15 protein-coding genes are annotated in these 18,895 nt (G+C 71.3%); 11 read left to right on the plus strand and 4 right to left on the minus strand.

What is annotated here, in order from left to right; all coding sequences use genetic code 11:
• Nucleotides 1-51 precede the first annotated feature (51 nt).
• Nucleotides 52-840, plus strand: coding sequence for a phosphatase (locus tag ACFY3J_RS02275; RefSeq protein ID WP_384172677.1), 789 nt, complete (start codon nt 52-54; stop codon nt 838-840).
• A gap of 161 nt (nt 841-1,001) precedes the next feature.
• Here ACFY3J_RS02275 and ACFY3J_RS02280 read toward each other — a convergent pair whose 3' ends face one another.
• The 3 genes from ACFY3J_RS02280 to ACFY3J_RS02290 form a co-directional block, all read right to left on the minus strand.
• Nucleotides 1,002-1,901 carry an acyl-CoA thioesterase gene (locus ACFY3J_RS02280; RefSeq protein WP_390839910.1) on the minus strand — a complete coding sequence of 300 codons (900 nt, stop codon included), beginning with the start codon at nt 1,899-1,901 and terminating at the stop codon, nt 1,002-1,004.
• 14 nt (nt 1,902-1,915) lie between these two features.
• Nucleotides 1,916-3,073, minus strand: a complete 1,158-nt coding sequence (locus ACFY3J_RS02285; protein ID WP_141360667.1) for an acyl-CoA dehydrogenase family protein — start codon at nt 3,071-3,073, stop codon at nt 1,916-1,918.
• A gap of 317 nt (nt 3,074-3,390) precedes the next feature.
• Nucleotides 3,391-3,999, minus strand: a complete 609-nt coding sequence (locus ACFY3J_RS02290; protein WP_390839912.1) for a TetR/AcrR family transcriptional regulator — start codon at nt 3,997-3,999, stop codon at nt 3,391-3,393.
• A 107-nt stretch (nt 4,000-4,106) separates the two neighbouring features.
• On the opposite strand from ACFY3J_RS02290, the gene ACFY3J_RS02295 reads away from it, so the two are divergent.
• From ACFY3J_RS02295 to ACFY3J_RS02340, 10 genes are all read left to right on the plus strand, one after another.
• Nucleotides 4,107-5,723 carry a carboxyl transferase domain-containing protein gene (locus tag ACFY3J_RS02295; protein WP_384179212.1) on the plus strand — a complete coding sequence of 539 codons (1,617 nt, stop codon included), beginning with the start codon at nt 4,107-4,109 and terminating at the stop codon, nt 5,721-5,723.
• A 17-nt stretch (nt 5,724-5,740) separates the two neighbouring features.
• Entirely contained in the window at nt 5,741-7,678 is a 1,938-nt protein-coding gene (locus ACFY3J_RS02300) for an acetyl/propionyl/methylcrotonyl-CoA carboxylase subunit alpha (protein ID WP_384179625.1), read from the plus strand.
• A complete protein-coding gene (locus tag ACFY3J_RS02305; protein ID WP_384179214.1) occupies nt 7,675-8,643 on the plus strand; it encodes a hydroxymethylglutaryl-CoA lyase in 969 nt (322 codons plus the stop codon). The genes ACFY3J_RS02300 and ACFY3J_RS02305 overlap by 4 nt, the downstream gene beginning before the upstream one ends.
• Before the next feature lie 6 nt (nt 8,644-8,649).
• Entirely contained in the window at nt 8,650-9,810 is a 1,161-nt protein-coding gene (locus tag ACFY3J_RS02310) for an acyl-CoA dehydrogenase family protein (RefSeq protein WP_384179216.1), read from the plus strand.
• Between the two features lie 227 nt (nt 9,811-10,037).
• Nucleotides 10,038-11,087 (plus strand): ABC transporter substrate-binding protein, encoded by a 1,050-nt coding sequence (locus ACFY3J_RS02315; protein ID WP_384179218.1) that lies wholly within the window; start codon nt 10,038-10,040, stop codon nt 11,085-11,087.
• Between the two features lie 70 nt (nt 11,088-11,157).
• The gene (locus ACFY3J_RS02320) at nt 11,158-12,021 is read left to right on the plus strand and encodes a siderophore-interacting protein (RefSeq protein WP_390839915.1); all 864 of its coding nucleotides are present in this window, start codon (nt 11,158-11,160) and stop codon (nt 12,019-12,021) included.
• Between the two features lie 125 nt (nt 12,022-12,146).
• Entirely contained in the window at nt 12,147-13,589 is a 1,443-nt protein-coding gene (locus ACFY3J_RS02325; RefSeq protein ID WP_390839917.1) for a pyridoxal phosphate-dependent decarboxylase family protein, read from the plus strand.
• On the plus strand, nt 13,573-14,883 hold the full coding sequence (locus ACFY3J_RS02330) for a lysine N(6)-hydroxylase/L-ornithine N(5)-oxygenase family protein (protein ID WP_384179225.1): 1,311 nt from the start codon (nt 13,573-13,575) through the stop codon (nt 14,881-14,883). The genes ACFY3J_RS02325 and ACFY3J_RS02330 overlap by 17 nt, the downstream gene beginning before the upstream one ends.
• On the plus strand, nt 14,880-15,410 hold the full coding sequence (locus ACFY3J_RS02335) for a GNAT family N-acetyltransferase (protein WP_390839919.1): 531 nt from the start codon (nt 14,880-14,882) through the stop codon (nt 15,408-15,410). Before ACFY3J_RS02330 ends, ACFY3J_RS02335 begins: the two co-directional genes overlap by 4 nt.
• Nucleotides 15,407-17,176, plus strand: coding sequence for an IucA/IucC family protein (locus ACFY3J_RS02340; RefSeq protein ID WP_390839920.1), 1,770 nt, complete (start codon nt 15,407-15,409; stop codon nt 17,174-17,176). The genes ACFY3J_RS02335 and ACFY3J_RS02340 overlap by 4 nt, the downstream gene beginning before the upstream one ends.
• 77 nt (nt 17,177-17,253) lie before the next feature.
• Here the strand turns inward: ACFY3J_RS02340 and ACFY3J_RS02345 are convergent, their stop codons facing one another.
• Nucleotides 17,254-18,843, minus strand: coding sequence for a beta-N-acetylhexosaminidase (locus ACFY3J_RS02345; RefSeq protein WP_390839922.1), 1,590 nt, complete (start codon nt 18,841-18,843; stop codon nt 17,254-17,256).
• Between the last annotated feature and the right edge of the window lie 52 nt (nt 18,844-18,895).

The following is an 18,895-nucleotide window of genomic DNA, read 5'->3' on the forward strand; positions in this document are numbered from 1 at the left end:
GCGGCCGGGACACCGGCGACGCGGGCAGTGCGCTGCACCACAATGGGAGCCATGCCGATATCCGGGACACCCAGCCGCGCCGAGCTCGTCGACCACCTCGTGAGGACCCGTATCGCCGGGGACGTCGCCACCCCTCGCGAGAACAACCTCTCCCACTACCGCAAGCTCGCGAACGGCGACCGCCACTTCTGGCTCGGTCTGGAGCTCGGCGACCGCTGGAGCGACGAGCAGGACGTGCTGGCGGTGATGGCGGAGCGCGTCGGCGTCAACGACGACCCGGAGCACCGCTACGGCCAGGACACCATCGACCCCGAGCTGACCGTCGACGCCCTGGAGCGGATGGCCGGCCGGCTGCGCAAGGCGGCCGACAGCCGTCAGCGGGTCCTGTTCGCCACCGGTCACCCCGGCGGCCTGCTCGACGTGCACCGCGCCACCGCCACCGCCCTGCGCGCCGCCGACTGCGAGATCGTGGTGATCCCGGACGGGCTCCAGACGAACGAGGGGTACGTCATGCAGTTCGCGGACGTGGCCGTCCTGGAACACGGCGCCACTCTGTGGCACACCCACTCCGGCGAGCCGATGCGGGCCATCCTCACCGGCCTGGAGCGCGAGGGCCGCCCGCTGCCCGACCTGGTCGTCGCCGACCACGGCTGGGCGGGATACGCCGGTCAGCACGGCGTGGACTCGGTCGGCTACGCCGACTGCAACGACCCGGCCCTGTTCGTCGCCGAGGCCGAGGGGACCGTCCAGGTGACCGTGCCGCTCGACGACCACGTGGTCAGCCCCCGGTACTACGACCCGATGACGGCGTACCTGCTGGACCGGGCGGGCCTGGCCTAGTGCCGCGGCAGGCAACGTTTGCCCGTAAAGGAGCGGCGTCCGGTGCGTGCTCTCGGTGTGCCGGCCGGAAGTCCTCGTACTGGACGTACTTGGGCTTTCGGCCGGTGCGGCGAGAGGGCGTGCCGGGCGTCGCGACGGGGCAGACGTTGCCTGTCGGGGCACTAGGAGCCGGCGGCAGGTCCTTCGGAGCGGGGCACGCGGACCACGCCCTCCTGGACCACCGAGATCGCCAGCCGGCCGTCCTGGGTGTAGATGCGGGCCTGGCCGAGGCCGCGCCCGCCGTGCGCGGAGGGGGACTCCTGGTCGTACAGCAGCCACTCGTCGGCCCGGAACGGCCGGTGGAACCACATCGCGTGGTCCAGCGAGGCCCCCACCACGTCACCGACCGCCCAGCCGCCGCGGCCGTGCGCGAGCAGCACGGAGTCCAGCAGCGTCATGTCGGAGACGTAGGTGGCGAGGACGACGTGCAGGAGCGGTTCGTCGATGTCGCCGTCGAGCTTGCCGTCGGCGCGGAACCACACCTGGGAGTGCGGCTCGCGCGGCTCGCCGAACCTGCCGTACGGCGGCTCCTCGACATAGCGCAGGTCGACGGCCTCGCGGGCCTCCAGGAACCGCTCCACGACCTGGCGCGGGAGGTGGTCGTAGCCGCGCATCCGCTCCTGCGAGGTGGGCAGGGTCTCCGGGTCCGGGGCGGGCGGCATGGGCGCCTGGTGCTCCAGCCCCTCCTCGTACGCCTGGAAGGACGCCGACAGGTGGAAGACGGGCTGCCCGTGCTGGACCGCGACGACCCGGCGGGTGGTGAAGGAGCGGCCGTCGCGGATGCGGTCCACGGTGTAGACGATGGGCGCCCCCGGGTCGCCGGGGCGCAGGAAGTACGCGTGCAGCGAGTGCGCGTGCCGGTCCCCGGGGACCGTACGCCCGGCGGCGACCAGCGCCTGCGCCGCGACCTGCCCGCCGAAGACGCGCGGGACGACCGCGTAGCGGGACCGGCCGCGGAAGATGTCCCGCTCGATCCGCTCCAGGTCGAGCAGATCGAGCAGGGACCGAAGTGCTGGGTTCATGCGCCGTCCTGCCCTTACAGGCCCATGTCCTTGGCGATGATCGACTTCATGATCTCGCTGGTGCCGCCGTAGATGCGGTTGACGCGGTTGTCCGCGTACAGGCGGGCGATCGGGTACTCGTTCATGTAGCCGTAGCCGCCGTGCAGTTGGAGGCAGCGGTCGATGACGCGGTGGGCGACCTCGGTGCAGAACAGCTTGGCGGAGGCGGCCTCGGCGGGGGTGAGTTCGCCGGCGTCGAGGGCGTCCAGCGCGCGGTCGGCGACGGCCTGCGCCGCGTCCACCTCGGCCTGGCAGGCGGCCAGCTCGAACTTGGTGTTCTGGAAGTGGGCGACCGGCTTGCCGAAGACGGTGCGCTCCTGCACGTACTGCTTGGCGAACCGGACGGCGGCGCCGGCCTGCGCGTAGGCGCCGAAGGCGATGCCCCACCGCTCGGAGGGCAGGTTGGCGCCGAGGTAGGAGAAGCCCTTGTTCTCCTCGCCGAGCAGGTCCTCGACCGGCACCTTGACGTCGACGAACGCCAGCTCGGCGGTGTCGGAGGCCTTCAGGCCCAGCTTGTCGAGCTTGCGGCCCACCGAGTAGCCCTCGGACCGGGTGTCCACGGCGAACAGGGAGATGCCGTGGCGGCGGTCCTCGGCCGTCGGGGCGGCGGTGCGGGCGCAGACGATGACCTTGTCGGCGTGGACGCCGCCGGTGATGAAGGTCTTGGCGCCGTTGAGGACGTAGTGCGTGCCGTCCTCGCTCAGCCGGGCGGTGGTCTTCATGCCCGCGAGGTCGGAGCCGGTGCCGGGCTCGGTCATCGCGATGGCCCACATCTCCTCGCCGGAGACGAACTTGGGCAGGTAGCGCTTCTTCTGCTCGTCGGTGGCGAGCATCTTGAGGTAGGGCAGCGCGAGCAGGACGTGGACGCCGGAGCCGCCGAAGGTGACGCCCGCGCGGGCGGTCTCCTCGTACTGGACGGCCTCGAACCGGTGCGTCTGGAGTCCGGCGCCGCCGTACTCCTCGGGGACGTTGATGCCGAACAGGCCGAGCTCGGCGAGCCGGTGGTAGAACTCGCGCGGGACCTGGCCGGCGGCGCACCACTCGTCGTAGACCGGTACGACCTCGGCCTCGATGAAGGCGCGGAGGGTCTCCCGGAACGCCTCGTGATCCTCACTGAACACCGTACGGCGCACGCCGCCACCTCCACACACGGACTGTCTAAGCGCTTGCTCACACCAACGTACCGGCGAGTACACAACGCCGTAAAGAGCAGCCCGGGTAACGCAGGTCACGGAGGCGGCGAGCCGGAGCGGGCGGGGGCGAAGCCCCTCGCCCACCAGGGGCGCGGGGAACTGCGCGCCCAGCCGCCACGAACCCGCAGGCAACCACGGGGGTCCGGGGGCGAAGCCCCCCGGGACGGACGGGCAGGGGGGGCGGGGCGAACCAAACACCACACCCCCGGGGCATGGGGCAGAGCCCCATCACAAGCCGGGCCGCACCCACAAACCGCTCAGCCCGTCGCAGGCGAAGGTGCCGACGCGAACGCCCCCCGAGCCATCCGATGCAGCAACTCCGCCGTGGCCCCCCGCCCCGGCAGAGAGCCGGCCCGCCCCAGATGCGGTGTGGAGTTCAGCAGCCCGAACACCGAGTGCACGGCCGACCGCGCGGCCGGCTCGGCGAGATCCGGGTGGACCTGGCGGACCACCTCCACCCACAGCTCGACGTACTGCCGCTGAAGCTGGCGCACCAGCTTGCGGTCACTGTCCCGCAGGCGGTCCAGCTCCCGGTCGTGCAAGGTGATGAGGGGACGGTCGTCGAGCGCGAAGTCGATGTGCCCCTCGATGAGGGAGTCGAGCACCGCCTCCGGCCCGGCCACCCCGTCGGCCTCGGCCAGACGCCGCTTCGCCCCCGTCAGGAGCTGACCGCTGATGCCGACCAGCAGCTCGGCGAGCATCGCGTCCTTGCCCGCGAAGTGCCGGTACAGACCCGGCCCGCTGATACCCACGGCGGCGCCTATCTCGTCGACGCCGACACCGTGGAAGCCGCGTTCGGCGAAGAGCCTCGCGGCTGCCTTGAGGATCTGTTCGCGGCGGGTGGGGGCATCGGTTCGGGTGGCCATGGAAGTAATTCTAGACAGGGAGGTTAGCGCTCGTTAACCTGGAGGCAAACGCGTTAACGCTCATTAACAGCCGGGGGCACCGACCACCGGGTGAGGGGACCGCAAGGATGCACGAGGCACCGGAGCTGACGAGCGCGGCCGATCCCGCGTCGGAGGCCTGGCGGGCCAACGAACAGGCACACCGCGCGCTCGCCGAGGAGCTGCGCGGCAAGCTCGCCGCTGCACGGCTCGGCGGCGGCGAGAGGGCGCGCGCCCGGCACACCGCGCGCGGGAAGCTGCTGCCGCGCGACCGCGTGGACACCCTCCTCGACGCCGGGTCGCCCTTCCTGGAGCTGGCACCGCTGGCCGCCGACGGGATGTACGAGGGCCAGGCCCCGGCCGCCGGGGTCATCGCCGGCATCGGACGGGTCGGCGGCCGCGAGTGCGTGATCGTCGCCAACGACGCCACCGTCAAGGGCGGGACCTACTACCCGATGACGGTGAAGAAGCACCTGCGGGCCCAGGAGGTGGCCCTGGAGAACCGCCTGCCCTGCCTGTACCTGGTCGACTCCGGCGGCGCCTTCCTGCCCATGCAGGACGAGGTCTTCCCCGACCGGGAGCACTTCGGGCGGATCTTCTACAACCAGGCCCGGATGTCGGGCGCCGGGATCCCGCAGATCGCCGCCGTCCTCGGTTCCTGCACGGCCGGCGGGGCCTACGTCCCGGCGATGAGCGACGAGGCCGTGATCGTCCGCAACCAGGGCACGATCTTCCTGGGCGGCCCGCCGCTGGTGAAGGCGGCCACCGGCGAGGTCGTGACCGCCGAGGAGCTCGGCGGCGGCGAGGTGCACTCCCGGATCTCCGGCGTCACCGACCACCTCGCCGAGGACGACGCCCACGCCCTGCGCATCGTGCGGAACATCGTGGCGACCCTCCCCGCGCGCGGCACCCTGCCCTGGGAGGTCACCGAGGCGGTCGAGCCCAAGATCGACCCCTACGGGCTGTACGGGGCGGTGCCCGCCGACCCCCGCACCCCCTACGACGTCCGCGAGATCATCGCGCGCGTGGTCGACGGCTCCCGCTTCGCCGAGTTCAAGGCCGAGTTCGGGCAGACCCTCGTCACCGGCTTCGCCCGGATCCACGGCCACCCGGTCGGGATCGTCGCCAACAACGGCATCCTGTTCTCCGAGTCCGCCCAGAAGGGCGCCCACTTCATCGAGCTGTGCGACCAGCGCGGGATCCCGCTGCTGTTCCTGCAGAACATCTCGGGCTTCATGGTGGGCAAGGACTACGAGGCGGGTGGCATCGCCAAGCACGGCGCCAAGATGGTCACCGCGGTCGCCTGCACCCGCGTGCCCAAGCTGACCGTCGTGGTCGGCGGTTCGTACGGCGCGGGCAACTACTCCATGTGCGGCCGGGCCTACTCCCCCCGCTTCCTGTGGATGTGGCCGAACGCCAAGATCTCCGTCATGGGCGGCGAGCAGGCCGCCTCCGTGCTCGCCACCGTCAAGCGGGACCAGCTCGAAGCCCGCGGCGAGGAGTGGCCGGCGCGGGACGAGGAGTCGTTCAAGGCGCCCATCCGCGCCCAGTACGAGCACCAGGGCAACGCCTACTACGCCACCGCCCGCCTCTGGGACGACGGCGTGATCGACCCGCTGGAGACCCGTCAGGTGCTGGGCCTGGCCCTGACCGCGTGCGCCAACGCCCCGCTGGGTGACCCCCAGTTCGGCGTCTTCCGGATGTGAGGGGGGACCTCGTGACGATGTTCGAAACGGTTCTGGTGGCCAATCGGGGCGAGATCGCCGTCCGGGTCATCCGTACGCTGCGCGCGCTCGGCGTGCGCTCGGTGGCCGTCTTCTCCGACGCCGACGCCGGCGCCCGGCACGTCCGGGAGGCCGACACGGCGGTCCGGATCGGCCCGGCGCCCGCGGCCGAGAGCTATCTGTCCGTCGAGCGGATCCTGGAGGCCGCCGCCCGCACCGGCGCGCAGGCCGTCCACCCCGGGTACGGCTTCCTGGCGGAGAACGCCGGGTTCGCGCGCGCCTGCGAGGAGGCCGGGCTGGTCTTCATCGGCCCGCCGGCCGACGCGATCTCCCTCATGGGCGACAAGATCCGCGCCAAGGAGACGGTGAAGGCCGCCGGGGTGCCGGTGGTCCCCGGTTCCAGCGGCTCCGGGCTCACCGATGCGCAGCTCGCCGACGCCGCCCGCGGGATCGGTATGCCGGTGCTGCTGAAGCCGTCCGCCGGCGGCGGCGGCAAGGGCATGCGGCTGGTGCGGGACGCCGGCCTGATCGACGAGGAGATCGCCGCCGCCCGCCGTGAGGCCCGCGCCTCCTTCGGCGACGACACCCTGCTGGTCGAGCGCTGGGTCGACCGCCCCCGGCACATCGAGATCCAGGTCCTGGCCGACGGCCACGGCAACGTGGTGCACCTCGGCGAGCGCGAGTGCTCCCTCCAGCGCCGCCATCAGAAGATCGTCGAGGAGGCGCCGAGCGTGCTCCTCGACGAGGAGACCCGGGCCGCGATGGGCGAGGCCGCGGTCCAGGCGGCCCGCTCCTGCGGGTACCGGGGCGCGGGCACGGTGGAGTTCATCGTCCCCGGCAAGGACCCGGCGTCGTACTTCTTCATGGAGATGAACACCCGCCTCCAGGTGGAGCACCCGGTCACCGAGCTGATCACGGGCCTGGACCTGGTGGAGTGGCAGCTGCGGGTGGCGGCGGGCGAGCCGCTGGCGTTCGCCCAGGAGGACGTCCGGCTGACCGGTCACGCGATCGAGGCCCGCCTGTGCGCGGAGGACCCGGCACGCGGGTTCCTGCCCTCGGGCGGCACGGTGCTCGGGCTGCGCGAGCCGGAGGGAGACGGCGTGCGTACCGACTCCGGGCTCAGCGAGGGCACGGAGGTCGGCAGCCTGTACGACCCGATGCTGTCCAAGGTGATCGCCCACGGCCCGGACCGCGCCACCGCGCTCAGGAAACTGCGGGCGGCCCTCGCCGGGACGGTCACGCTGGGGGTGCAGACCAACGCCGGGTTCCTGCGCCGGCTGCTGGCCCACCCGGCCGTGGTGGCGGGCGAGTTGGACACCGGGCTGGTGGAGCGGGTGGCGGACGAGCTGATCCCCGCGGAGGTGCCGGAGGAGGTCTACGAGGCCGCCGCGGCCGTACGGCTGGAGGACCTGCGGCCGAAGGGCGGGGGCTGGACCGACCCGTTCTCCGTGCCGAGCGGCTGGCGACTGGGCGGGGAGCCGAAGCCGATGGCGTTCCCGCTGCGGGTGACGGGACTCGAACCCGTCACTCACCAGGTGCGCGGCACCCACACAGTCACCGACGACACGGTGTCCGTCACTCTCGACGGCGTCCGCCACACGTTCCGCCGCGCCGCCGACTGGTTGGCCCGCGACGGCGACGCCTGGCACGTGCGCGACCACGACCCGGTTGCCGCCTCCCTCAGCCGCGCGGGCCACTCCGGCGCCGACTCGCTCACCGCCCCCATGCCGGGCACGGTCACGGTGGTGAAGGTCGCGGTCGGCGACGAGGTGGCCGCGGGGCAGAGCCTGCTGGTGGTCGAGGCGATGAAGATGGAGCACGTCATCTCCGCGCCGCACGCAGGCACCGTCACCGAACTGGACGTCACACCGGGCACGACGGTCGCCATGGACCAGGTCCTGGCGGTCATCGCCCCCGTGGAGGAGGAGACGGCATGAGCGCCTCGAACGGCTCGAGTACGTCGGACACCGGCCTCCCGATGGTGGTCCCGGCCCCCGACCTGCCCGCGCGGATCAGGATCCACGAGGTCGGACCGCGCGACGGACTGCAGAACGAGAAGGCGACCGTGCCGACCGAGGTCAAGGCGGAGTTCATCCGCCGCCTCGCCGACGCGGGCCTGACCACCGTGGAGGCCACCAGCTTCGTCCACCCGAAGTGGGTCCCCCAACTGGCGGACGCGGAGGCGCTGTTCCTCCAGGTCAAGGATCTGAAGGGAGTGCGTCTGCCGGTACTCGTGCCCAATGCGCGCGGGCTGGAGCGCGCGCTCGCCCTGGGGGCGGACCGCATCGCCGTCTTCGCCAGCGCCACCGAGTCCTTCGCCAAGGCCAACCTCAACCGCACGGTGGAGGAGTCGCTCGCGGTCTTCGAACCCGTCGTGGCCCGCGCGAAGGAGAAGGGCGCCCATGTCCGCGGCTACGTCTCCATGTGCTTCGGCGATCCCTGGGAGGGCGCCGTCCCGCTCCACCAGGTCGCCCACGTGTGCGGGGCGCTGCTGGACATGGGCTGCGACGAGCTGAGCCTCGGGGACACGATCGGCGTCGCCACCCCGGGCCACGTCCTGGAGCTGCTGGCCACGCTCAACGAGCAGCACGTGCCGACCTCCGCGCTCGGCGTGCACTTCCACGACACCTACGGCCAGGCCCTCGCCAACACCCTGGCCGCCCTCCAGCACGGCGTCACCACCGTCGACGCCTCCGCGGGCGGCCTCGGCGGCTGCCCGTACGCCAAGTCCGCCACCGGCAACCTCGCCACCGAGGACCTCGTGTGGATGCTGCGGGGTCTCGGCATCGAGACCGGAGTCGACCTCGGCCGCCTGACCGCCACCAGCGCGTGGATGGCCGATCAGCTGGGCCGCCCCAGCCCTTCCCGCACCCTCCGTGCCCTCTCCCACAAGGAGCAGTGATCGACGATGAACCACCGTCTCTCCCCCGAGCTGGAGGAACTCCGCCGTACGGTGGAGCAGTTCGCCCACGACGTCGTCGCCCCGAAGATCGGAGACTTCTACGAGCGGCACGAGTTCCCGTACGAGATCGTCCGGGAGATGGGCCGCATGGGCCTGTTCGGGCTGCCGTTCCCGGAGGAGTACGGCGGCATGGGCGGCGACTACCTGGCGCTGGGCATCGCGCTGGAGGAGCTGGCCCGGGTGGACTCCTCGGTCGCCATCACGCTGGAGGCCGGAGTCTCGCTCGGCGCCATGCCGATCCACCTCTTCGGCACCGAGGAGCAGAAGCGCGAGTGGCTGCCGCGGCTGTGCTCCGGCGAGATACTGGGCGCCTTCGGCCTCACCGAGCCGGACGGCGGTTCGGACGCGGGCGCGACGCGTACGACGGCCCGGCTGGACCCGGACACCAACGAGTGGGTGATCAACGGCACCAAGTGCTTCATCACCAACTCGGGCACGGACATCACCGGGTTGGTGACGGTGACCGCGGTGACCGGCCACAAGCCCGACGGGCGCCCGCAGATCTCCGCGATCATCGTCCCCTCCGGCACGCCCGGCTTCACGGTGGCGCCCGCCTACTCGAAGGTCGGCTGGAACGCGTCCGACACCCGTGAGCTGTCCTTCGCCGACGTCCGGGTCCCGGCGGCGAACCTGCTGGGCGAACCGGGCCGCGGCTACGCCCAGTTCCTGCGGATCCTCGACGAGGGCCGGATCGCCATCGCGGCGCTGGCGACCGGGCTGGCCCAGGGATGTGTGGACGAGTCGGTGAAGTACGCCAAGGAGCGGCACGCCTTCGGCAAGCCCATCGGCTCCAACCAGGCCATCCAGTTCAAGATCGCCGACATGGAGATGAAGGCCCACACCTCCCGCCTGGCCTGGCGCGACGCCGCCTACCGGCTGGTGGCCGGCGAGCCCTTCAAGAAGGAGGCCGCGCTCGCCAAGCTCTACTCCTCGACGATCGCCGTCGACAACGCCCGCGACGCCACGCAGGTCCACGGTGGCTACGGCTTCATGAACGAGTATCCGGTGGCCCGTATGTGGCGCGACTCCAAGATCCTCGAGATCGGCGAGGGCACGAGCGAGGTGCAGCGGATGCTGATCGCGAGGGAGCTGGGCCTGACGAGCTGACGCCGCGGCAGCGCACGGGCCGCCGACCGGCACGGACACGGCGGCCCGCCCTGCCGACCGGCACGGGTACGGCAACTCGCCCCGCCGACCGGTGCGGATGCGTCAACGCACCCCACTGACCGGCACGGACGTGGCGACCCGCACCCTGGACAGGAACTGAGGTTAGGCTAACCTACCTTCGAACCTGTCCGGCGGGCGCTCCGCCCCGTTCGAAAGCAGTCACACCCATGCCCAACGCCCGTGCCACTCATCTCTCCCGCCGCGGCATCCTCGCCGCGGGCGGCGCCCTCGGCCTCGGTGCCGTACTCGCAGCCTGCGGTGACGGCGACGCGAAAGGCGACGGCTCGGGCGGCAAGGGGGCGGCCGGCGCGTCCGGCCCCTGGACCTTCAAGGACGACCGCGGGCAGACCGTGAAGACCGACAAGGCCCCCTCCCGCATCGTCGCCTTCGTCGGGGTCGCCGCCGCGCTGCACGACTACGGCGTCCGGGTCGAGGGCGTCTTCGGTCCGACGACGACCAAGGACGGCAAGGCCGATGTGCAGGCCGGCGACATGGACGTCAGCAAGGTGACGGTCCTCGGCAACGAGTGGGGCCAGTTCAACATCGAGAAGTACGCGTCCCTCGCCCCCGACCTGCTCGTCTCCACCATGTTCGACGACGCGGGCACCCTCTGGTACGTCCCGGAGGAGTCGAAGAAGAAGATCCTCGCCGTCGGCGCCCCCACTGTGGGGATCTCCGTCTACGACCGGCAGCTGACGGAGCCGCTGGAGCGCATGCTCGCGCTGGCCGAGTCGCTCGGCGCGGACGTCACCGGCGACAAGGTGAAGCAGGCCAGGAAGCGGTTCGAGGACGCGGCCGTCCGGCTGCGCGCCGCCGCGCGGTCGAAGCCGGACATCAAGGTGCTGGCGGGCTCCGCGAGCCAGGACCTCTTCTACGTCTCCGGCACCAACCTCTCCATCGACCTGGAGTACTTCAAGGCCCTCGGCGTGAACTTCGTCGAGCCCCCGGAGAGTGCCAAGAAGCAGGGCGGCGGCTGGTACGAGTCCCTGAGCTGGGAGAACGCCAACAAGTACGCGGCGGACATCATCATGATGGACAACCGCACCTCGGCGATCCAGCCCGCCGACATCACCCAGGGCACCTGGAAGAAGCTCCCCGCGGTCAGGGCGAAGCAGGTCATCGCCCGCAATCCCGAGCCGATCCTGTCGTACGACAAGTGCGCCCCGCTGCTCGAGGACCTCGCGAAGGCCATCGAGACGGCGAAGAAGGTCGCCTGACCCGACCCGCGCCCCCGCGCACGCACCACCCCCCACACACAAGCACCCTGACGATGACTCAGGAGCACCCATGACGACGGCCGTGGCCGCCCCGTTCCGTTTCTTCTCCCTCCAGGTCGTACGGACGAGGCGGCTCGGCCCGTCTCTCGTCCGGGTCACCTTCGCCGGGCCCGACCTGCACGCCTTCCACTCCGACGGACGCGACCAGTCCCTCTCCCTGTTCCTGCCGCACCCGGGCCAGTCCGAGCCGGTGGTGCCGCTCGAACTCGGGGAGGGGTGGTGGCAGGGCTGGCGCGAACTCCCCGACGACGTACGGGCGGTGATGCGCTCCTACACCCTGCGGTCCCTGCGCCGGGGACCCGACGAGCCCGACGAGATCGACATCGACTTCGCCCTGCACGGCATGGAGCCCGGTGCCGCGGTGCCCGCCGGTCCCGCCTCCCGCTGGGCCGCCCGCGCCACGCCGGGCGACCGCGTCCTGCTGCTCGGTCCGGCGGTCGCGGACAACCGGGCGATCCGCTTCCGCCCGCCCGAGGACACCGATCTGGTGGTGATGTGGGGCGACGAGACCGCCGTTCCCGCGGCGACCGCGACCCTGGAGTCCCTGCCGGCCGGCACGCGGGTGCGCGCCTGGCTGGAGGTGGGGCACACGGGCGACATCCAGGACGTGGTGACCGAAGCCGACGCCGAGGTCACCTGGCTGGTGCGCGAGCCGGGCCGCCCGGAGGGGCCCCCGATGGCGCTCGACGCCCTGCGCGGCATCCGGTTCCCGGCCGGCGCGCGGCCCTACGTCTGGCTCGCGGGTGAGTCCGGGTGCGTCCGGGCGCTGCGCCGGCACTTCGTCGGCGAGCGCGGGACCGACCGGCGCCGCGTCACCTTCGTGGGCTACTGGCGGCACGGCCTGAGCGAGGAGCAGTTGCGCGCGCAGGAGTGACACCGGTCACGGCGGGGCAGCGCTTGACCTAGATCAACTTAGGTTAGGCTAACCTAAGTTGCGTGCGAACGGCGCCGCTTTCCCGTCCCGCTCGGACCGTCCCCACCCACCGGAGGGCCCCCCACATGCGCTCACACCTGCTCAATGACCTGACCGCGGAGCACTACCGCCGGTCCGTGAAAGAAGGAGTGGAGCGGGTGGCCGCCCGACTGGCCACCACCGACCGGCCGTTCACGGGCGTGACCGCCGACTCCCTCGCCCCCCGCATCGAGCGGATCGACCTCGACCGGCCGCTGAACGACACCACGGCGGCCCTGGACGAGCTGGAGGAGGTCTACCTCCAGGACGCCGTCTACTTCCACCACCCCCGCTACCTCGCCCACCTCAACTGCCCGGTCGTCATCCCGGCGGTGCTCGGCGAGGCCATCCTGTCCGCCGTCAACTCCTCCCTCGACACCTGGGACCAGTCGGCGGGCGGCACCCTGATCGAGCGCAAGCTCATCGACTGGACGGCCGCCCGCATCGGCCTCGGCCCCGACGCCGACGGCGTGTTCACCTCCGGCGGAACCCAGTCCAACCTCCAGGCGCTGCTGCTGGCCCGTGAGGAGGCCAAGAGCGACGCCCTCTCCAAGCTGCGGATCCTCACCTCCGAGGCAAGCCACTTCAGCGTGCGGAAGTCAGCCCGGCTACTCGGACTGGGCCCCGAGTCGGTGGTCTGTGTCCCGGTCGACCACGACCAGCGCATGCAGACCCTCGCGCTCGCCCACGAGCTGGAGCGCTGCCGCCGCGACGGACTGGTCCCGATAGCCGTGGTCGCCACCGCCGGCACCACCGACTTCGGCTCCGTCGACCCGCTGCCCGGGATCGCGGAACTGTGCGAGCGGTTCGGCACCTGGCTGCACGTCGACGCGGCCTACGGCTGCGGCCTGCTGGTCTCCCCCACCCGGCGCGACCTGCTCGCCGGCATCGAACGCGCCGACTCGGTCACCGTCGACTACCACAAGTCCTTCTTCCAGCCGGTGAGTTCCTCCGCCGTGCTGGTCCGGGACGCCTCGGTCCTGCGGCACGCCACCTATCACGCGGACTACCTCAACCCGCGTCGCGCGGTGACCGAGCGCATCCCCAACCAGGTCGACAAGTCCCTCCAGACCACCCGCCGCTTCGACGCCCTCAAACTGTGGATGACCCTGCGCGTGATGGGCGCCGACGGCGTCGGGCAGCTCTTCGACGAGGTGTGCGACCTGGCCGCCGCGGGCTGGAAACTGCTTGCCTCCGACCCGCGCTTCGACGTCGTCGTGGAGCCGGCGCTGTCCACCCTGGTCTTCCGCTACGTCCCGGCGGCCGCCACCGACCCGACCGAGATCGACCGCGCCAACCTCCACGCCCGCAAGGCCCTGTTCGCCTCCGGCGCCGCGGCCGTCGCGGGCACCAAGGTCGCCGGCCGCCACTACCTGAAGTTCACCCTGCTCAACCCCGAGACCACCACCGACGACCTCACCGCCGTCCTCGACCTGATCGCCGGCCACGCCGAGCAGTGCCTGGGAGAGTCCCTTGACCGCGCGTCCTGAAGCGACCGAAGCCCCCGAGGCCCCGGAACAGCCCCAGACCGCCTACGACTTCGCGGGCATCGGCCTGGGCCCCTTCAACCTCGGCCTGGCCTGCCTCACCGAGCCGATCGCCGAACTGAACGGCGTCTTCCTGGAGTCCAAGCCGGACTTCGAGTGGCACTCGGGAATGTTCCTCGACGGCGCCCACCTCCAGACCCCGTTCATGTCGGATCTGGTCACCCTGGCCGACCCGACCTCCCCGTTCTCCTTCCTCAACTACCTGAAGGAGAAGGGCCGCCTGTACTCGTTCTACATCCGGGAGAACTTCTACCCGCTGCGCGTCGAGTACGACGACTACTGCCGCTGGGCGGCGTCCCGGCTGAGCAGCGTCCGCTTCGGCACGACGGTCACCGAGGTGACGTACGACGAGGGCGACGAGCTGTACACCGTGCGGACGCACACCGGAGCCGCGTACCGCGCCCGCCGGCTGGTGCTCGGCACGGGCACGCCCCCGTACCTCCCCGAGGCCTGCCGCGACCTGCCCGGCGACCACCTGCACAACTCCCGCTATCTGGAGCACAAGGCGGCACTCCAGCGCAAGGAGTCGATCACGCTGGTGGGCAGCGGCCAGTCCGCCGCCGAGATCTACTACGACCTGCTCGGCGAGATCGACGTCCACGGCTACCGGCTGAACTGGGTCACCCGCTCCCCGCGCTTCTTCCCGCTGGAGTACACCAAGCTCACGCTGGAGATGACCTCCCCGGAGTACATCGACTACTACCACGCGCTGCCGGAGGAGACCCGCTACCGCCTCACCGATCAGCACAAGGGCCTGTTCAAGGGCATCGACGGCACCCTGATCGACGACATCTTCGACCTGCTCTACCAGAAGAACCTCGGCGGCCCGGTCCCCACCCGCCTGCTCACCAACTCCGCGCTCACCGGCGCGACCCACCACGACGGCGCGTACACCCTCACCTTCCGCCAGGAGGAGCAGGGGAAGGACTTCGAGCTGCGCTCCGAGGGCCTGGTCCTGGCCACCGGCTACCGGTACGCCGAACCGGAGTTCCTGAAGCCGATCCGGGGCCGGCTGCGCTACGACTCCCACGGCAACCACGACATCGGCCGCAACTACGCCATCGACGTCACCGGCCGCGGCGTCTTCCTCCAGAACGCCGGCGTGCACACCCACAGCGTCACCAGCCCCGACCTGGGCATGGGCGCGTACCGCAACAGCTGCATCATCCGCGAGCTGCTCGGCACCGAGCACTACCCGGTCGAGAAGACCATCGCTTTCCAGGAGTTCGCCGTATGACCTTCACGATCCGTCCGCTCGACCCCCTGAAGGACGCCGAGCTGCTGCACGGCTGGGTCACCCATCCCAAGGCGGCGTTCTGGATGATGCAGGACGCGAAGCTCACGGACGTCGAGCGCGCCTACATGGAGATCGCCGCCGACCGCCACCACGACGCCTTCCTCGGCCTGCACGACGGCGAGCCCGCCTTCCTGATGGAGAGGTACGACCCGGCCCACCGCGAGCTGGTGGGGCTGTACGAGCCGGAACCGGGCGACGTCGGCATGCACTTCCTGGTCGCGCCGACCGACACTCCGGTGCACGGATTCACCCGGGCCGTGCTCACCGCCGTGCTGCGGCACCTGTTCGAGGATCCGGGGACGCGCCGGGTCGTGGTGGAGCCCGACGTGCGCAACAAGGCCGTGCAGACACTGAACACGGCCGTCGGGTTCGTGCCGGAGCGCGAGATCGACAAACCCGAGAAGACGGCGTTGCTGAGCTTCTGCACCCGGGAGCAGTTCACCGCGGCGACGGGGGTGACGGCATGACCCTCGCCGACGCCGTGTCCCACCTCTCACCGGAGCGCTGGGAGACCGCCAACCGCCTGCTCATACGCAAGGCTCTCGCCGAGTTCACGCACGAGCGGCTGCTCGCTCCCCGGCCTGACGGAGACCACTGGGCCGTCCACACCGACGACGGTCTCACCCGCTACCGCTTCACCGCCGTCCGCCACGCCCTCGACCACTGGCAGGTGGACCCGGACTCGATCACCCGCCACCGCGACGGCGCCGAACTGCCGCTTGCCGCACTGGACTTCTTCATCGAGTTCAAGGCGTCGCTGGGGCTGAGCGACGAGATCCTCCCGGTCTACCTGGAGGAGATCTCCTCCACCCTGGCGAGCACCTGCTACAAGCTCGCCAAGCCGCGGGTCACCTCGGCCGAGCTGGCGAAGGGCTCCTTCCAGGACATCGAGAGCGGCATGACCGAGGGCCACCCCTGCTTCGTCGCCAACAACGGGCGGCTCGGCTTCGGGGGCCACGAGTACCTGTCGTACGCCCCCGAGACCGCGAGTCCCGTCCGGCTGGTGTGGCTGGCCGCGCACCGCTCACGGGCGGCTTTCACGGCGGGCGTCGGCATCGAGTACGAGGCCTTCCTGCGCAAGGAGCTGGGCGCGGAGACCGTCGAGCGCTTCCACGCCCGCCTCACCGGCCAGGGCCTCGCCCCCGCCGACTACCTGCTCATCCCCGTCCACCCCTGGCAGTGGTGGAACAAGCTCACCGTCACCTTCGCCGCCGAGATCGCCCGCCGGCACCTGGTCTGCCTGGGCGAGGGCGACGACGAGTACCTGGCCCAGCAGTCCATCCGGACCTTCTTCAACCGCACGAACCCGCACCGGCACTACGTCAAGACCGCGCTGTCCGTGCTCAACATGGGCTTCATGCGCGGACTGTCGGCCGCCTACATGGAGGCCACCCCGGCCATCAACGACTGGCTGGCCCAGCTCATCGCCGACGACCCGGTGCTGAAGTCGACCGGCCTGACGATCATCCGCGAGCGGGCGGCCGTCGGCTACCGGCACCTGGAGTACGAGGAGGCGACGGACGGCTACTCGCCGTACCGGAAGATGCTGGCCGCGCTGTGGCGCGAGAGCCCGGTGCCCTCGCTGCGCGACGGCGAGTCCCTGGCCACCATGGCCTCGCTGCTGCACGTGGACCATGAGGGCACTTCCTTCGCGGGTGCGCTGATCGAGCGCTCCGGACTGTCCCCGACGCAGTGGCTGCGCGGTTGTCTGCGCGCCTACCTGACTCCTCTGCTGCACAGCTTCTACGCCTACGACCTGGTGTTCATGCCGCACGGCGAGAACGTGATCCTGGTGCTGGAGGACGGTGAGGTGCGGCGGGCGGTCTTCAAGGACATCGCCGAGGAGATCGCGGTGCTGGACCCGGACGCCGCGCTGCCGCCCCAGGTGCGGCGGATCCGGGTGGAGGTCCCGGACGACCAGAAGCTGCTGTCCCTCTTCACGGACGTCTTCGACTGCTTCTTCCGCTTCCTGGCCGCGGGCCTCGCCACCGAGGGGATCCTGGAGGAGGACGGCTTCTGGCGGACGGTCGCCGAGGCGGTCCGCGAGTACCAGGAGTCGGTGCCCGAACTCGCCTGGAAGTTCCGGCAGTACGACCTGTTCGCCCCCGAGTTCGCGCTGTCCTGCCTCAACCGGCTCCAACTGCGCGACAACCGGCAGATGGTGGACCTCGCGGACCCCTCCGGGGCGCTCCAGCTGGTCGGGACCCTGCGGAACCCCCTCGCGGGGCGGTGAGTCCCGGCGCGGACGGACGGGCACCCCGGAGTACGGTCCTCCGGGGTGCCCGTCGTCGTTCGTTCCTCCTGCTGTTCCTACCGCGCGGGCCAGGGCACCTGCGGGGAGCGGTAGTACCCGATCCCGAGCGCGTCCCAGCGCGGCGCCTGGGCCGCCAGGCGCGTCCTGTAGGTGTTCCAGTCGTGCGTGGCCGCGGGCGACCAGCCGAGTTCGGCGACGCCGGGCAGCCGGGGGAAGGCCATGGCGTCGATGTGCGCGGAGGTGGACAAGGTCTCCGACCACAGCGGGGCCTCGACACCGCGCACCGCTGAGGCGGGCGCGCCCGGCAGGTAGCTGCCCGGGTCCCAGTCGTAGGACCGCTGCACCTCGACGTAGCCGGCCCAGGCCAGTCCGAGCGGGGTGTCCTTGGTGTACTTCATGTCGAGGTACACCCGGTCGGCCGGGGACAGGATCAGCCCGGTGCCGTTCTGCGCGGCCTGGGCGACCTGGGCCTTCTCCGCGGCGCTGGTGGAGTCCAGGCCCCAGTACTGGGCGAGCGCGCCCTTGGCCGGGGTGGTGCCGGTCAGCTGGTGCCAGCCGATCACCGTCTTGCCGTACTTGGCGACGATCGGCTGCACCCGGTTCATGAACTTCACGTAGTCGTCGTGGCTCGTGGAGTGCGCCTCGTCGCCGCCGATGTGCAGGTAGCGGCCGGGGGTGAGGGCGGCCAGCTCGCGGATGACGTCGTCCACGAAGTCGTACGTGACGTCCTTGGACACGCACAGCGAGCTGAACCCGACGTTGGTGCCGGTGTACAGCGGCGGTGCCACGCCGTCGCAGTTCAGCTCCGCGTAGGAGGAGAGGGCCGCGTTGGTGTGGCCGGGCATGTCGATCTCGGGCACGACCTCCAGATGGCGGGAGGCGGCGTAGCGGACGATCTCCTTGTAGTCGGCCTTGGTGTAGTGGCCGCCCTCGCCGCCGCCGACCTGCGTGGAACCGCCGTGGGTCGCCAGGCGCGGCCAGGAGTCGACGGCGATGCGCCAGCCCTGGTCGTCGCTCAGGTGCAGATGCAGCTTGTTGATCTTGTAGAGGGCGAGTTCGTCGATGTAGCGCTTGACCTGCGTGACGGTGAAGAAGTGCCGGGAGACGTCGAGCATGGCGCCCCGGTAGGCGTAGCGCGGGCTGTCCTTGATGGTGCCACCGGCGACCAGCCACGGGCCCGGCTGCACGGATTTCCTCTCGACGGCCGGGGGCAGCAGCTGCCGCAGGGTCTGCACACCGTGGAAGAGGCCGGCCGGCTCCCCGGCGGTGATCGTCACCCCGCTCGCCGCGCTGTCCAGCCGGTAGCCCTCGGCGCCGTACGCACCCTTGGCCAGCCGCAGCCGAATGCCACCCTGGCCCTGTGTGGTCAGCGGCAGGCGGTAGCCGGTGGAGGGCCGCAGGACGTCCGCGAGGTACTGGCCCACCTGGCGCGCCCCGCGGGAGCCGTCGACGCGGATGTGGGTGCCCGCCGTGATGCGGTACGGGGATCCGCCCGCCTGGACGGAGGCGGGGGCCGGGACCACCTGGCCCAGCGGCGTCGCGGCCGCTGCGGGCGCCGCCTTCCCGGCGGGCGCGGCGCCCACGGTGAAGGCTCCGGCGGCCGCCACGAGCAGCAGCGCGCCCAGGGCCCGGCTCGTCCTGGGCATCCGGATTCTGCGGGGAGTCGTGCTGTGGTGCCGTCTCACATGCGCTCCCTTC

This window comes from Streptomyces sp. NPDC001231, from assembly GCF_042896885.1.
GTDB lineage: Bacteria > Actinomycetota > Actinomycetes > Streptomycetales > Streptomycetaceae > Streptomyces.

Coding starts and splice junctions, on each gene's coding strand:
- ACFY3J_RS02275 (WP_384172677.1), top strand. CDS start 52: ATGCCGATATCCGGGACACCCAGCCGCGCCGAGCTCGTCGACCACCTC.
- ACFY3J_RS02280 (WP_390839910.1), bottom strand. CDS start 1,901: ATGAACCCAGCACTTCGGTCCCTGCTCGATCTGCTCGACCTGGAGCGG.
- ACFY3J_RS02290 (WP_390839912.1), bottom strand. CDS start 3,999: ATGGCCACCCGAACCGATGCCCCCACCCGCCGCGAACAGATCCTCAAG.
- ACFY3J_RS02295 (WP_384179212.1), top strand. CDS start 4,107: ATGCACGAGGCACCGGAGCTGACGAGCGCGGCCGATCCCGCGTCGGAG.
- ACFY3J_RS02300 (WP_384179625.1), top strand. CDS start 5,741: ATGTTCGAAACGGTTCTGGTGGCCAATCGGGGCGAGATCGCCGTCCGG.
- ACFY3J_RS02305 (WP_384179214.1), top strand. CDS start 7,675: ATGAGCGCCTCGAACGGCTCGAGTACGTCGGACACCGGCCTCCCGATG.
- ACFY3J_RS02310 (WP_384179216.1), top strand. CDS start 8,650: ATGAACCACCGTCTCTCCCCCGAGCTGGAGGAACTCCGCCGTACGGTG.
- ACFY3J_RS02315 (WP_384179218.1), top strand. CDS start 10,038: ATGCCCAACGCCCGTGCCACTCATCTCTCCCGCCGCGGCATCCTCGCC.
- ACFY3J_RS02320 (WP_390839915.1), top strand. CDS start 11,158: ATGACGACGGCCGTGGCCGCCCCGTTCCGTTTCTTCTCCCTCCAGGTC.
- ACFY3J_RS02325 (WP_390839917.1), top strand. CDS start 12,147: ATGCGCTCACACCTGCTCAATGACCTGACCGCGGAGCACTACCGCCGG.
- ACFY3J_RS02335 (WP_390839919.1), top strand. CDS start 14,880: ATGACCTTCACGATCCGTCCGCTCGACCCCCTGAAGGACGCCGAGCTG.
- ACFY3J_RS02340 (WP_390839920.1), top strand. CDS start 15,407: ATGACCCTCGCCGACGCCGTGTCCCACCTCTCACCGGAGCGCTGGGAG.
- ACFY3J_RS02345 (WP_390839922.1), bottom strand. CDS start 18,843: ATGCCCAGGACGAGCCGGGCCCTGGGCGCGCTGCTGCTCGTGGCGGCC.